2 protein-coding genes are annotated in these 1,672 nt (G+C 63.7%); both read left to right on the forward strand.

Going from position 1 to position 1,672, the window contains the following annotated elements; genetic code table 11:
• On the forward strand, positions 1–354 hold a 354-nt coding region (tnpB, locus tag ABUH87_RS00110), incomplete at its 5' end, for an IS66 family insertion sequence element accessory protein TnpB (protein WP_419956644.1).
• 63 nt (positions 355–417) lie between these two features.
• The coding region (gene tnpC, locus ABUH87_RS00115) for an IS66 family transposase (RefSeq protein ID WP_367767682.1) at positions 418–1,672 on the forward strand (1,255 nt) is incomplete at its 3' end.

Below are 1,672 nucleotides of genomic sequence, written 5' to 3' on the forward strand. Positions count from 1 at the left end.
AGCTGCATGATTGGACCTGGGACCGGCGTAAGAGTTTATCTCGCCTGCGGTGTCACTGACATGCGCAAGGGGATCTCGGGTCTTGCCATGCTCGCCCAGACCGAGCTGCGACAGAAGCCGGCCAGTGGTGCCGTATTTGCCTTTCGTGGGCGGCGTGGCGACAGGCTGAAGCTGCTCTACTGGGATGGCCAGGGCTTTTGCCTCTATTACAAGATCCTGGAACGCGGCCGCTTTCCCTGGCCCTCCGCGGCTGACGGAGCGGCGCGACTGACATCTGCTCAACTCGCGATGCTGTGGGAAGGGATCGACTGGAGGCGCCCGACCTGGGGCGCGCCGCCGACACACGCCGGGTAACTTTTCATCTAAGAAAACGGCTGTTTTGCTAGGCTTTTCGGCGGTTTTCGCGTAGAAAAAGCCATGCGACACGCGGCGCCCGATCTTCCTGAGGACCCGGCTCTCCTCAAGGCCATGGTCGCCCGGTTGCAGGCCGAGAACACGAAGCTGACGACGACGCTGCGCGCCCATGACCTGGTCGTCCAGGCGCTGCGCTTGCAGATCGCCAAGCTCAGGAAGCAGGTTTTCGGCAAATCCTCCGAGAAGATCGAACGCGAGATCGAGCAGCTGGAGCTCGCACTCGAAGACGTGCTCGTCACTGTCGCACAACAAGGCATGACGACGAGCGACCAGAGCGCTCCCGAAGCGCAAGCCGCGGGCGCTTGTGCCGACACCAGCTCTGCATCGCGATCGTCGCGGCGGCCGCGCGTCTCAGCGGATACGCCGCGCGAGCGCCACGAACTCGACCCCGGCAGCAGCTGTCCCGATTGCGGCGGCGAGCTGCGTCTCGTGGGCGAAGACGTGAGCGAGATCCTCGAGATGATCACGGCCAAGCTCAAGGTCATCGAGGTCGCCCGCCCAAAGAAGTCCTGCCGTTGCTGCGAGAAGATGGTGCAGGCGCCAGCCCCGAGCCGGCCGATCCCCGGCAGCATGGCCGGAGGAAGTCTCCTGGCTCACGTGCTGGTCTCGAAATATGACGACCATTTGCCGCTGTATCGGCAAAACGAGATCTTCGCGCGCATGGGTGCCGACATCCCGCGCAGCACGCTTGCCGATTGGTGTGGTCGCTCGATGCGGATCCTGCAGCCCGTGATCGAACAGATCGAGGCATCGGTGCTGAGCAGCGAGGTCCTGCATGCCGACGACACACCTATCCGCGTGCTGGCTCCGGAACGACGAGCCAAAGGTATCGGCAAGGGTGTGATGCAAGGCCGGATGTGGAGCTATGTCTGTGATCAGCGCCCTTGGGCCGGCACCGCGCCACCCGGCGTCGTCTACCGCTATGCCCCCAACTGGAAAGCGGAGCACGTGCTGGCCCATCTGGGCAATGCAAGTGGTGTCCTCCAAGCCGACGCCTACAAAGGCTATGCCAAGCTCTACGAGCCGGCCGCCGGTGGCGAACCCCGCTTCCGGGAGGCAGCTTGCTTTGCCCATTGGCGGCGCGATTTCCATGACATCTGGACGTCACAGAAATCCGAGATCGCACACGAGGCTCTGGAGCGTATCGGGCAGCTCTACGACATCGAGCGCGAGATCGCGGGCAAACCTGCCGACATCCGCCGCGCCGTGCGTCAGGAGCTGAGCAAACCCAAGCACGAGGCTTTGCACGCGTGGGCTG

It is taken from the genome of Novosphingobium rhizovicinum (assembly GCF_040813635.1).
In the GTDB taxonomy this organism is placed as follows: domain Bacteria; phylum Pseudomonadota; class Alphaproteobacteria; order Sphingomonadales; family Sphingomonadaceae; genus Novosphingobium; species Novosphingobium rhizovicinum.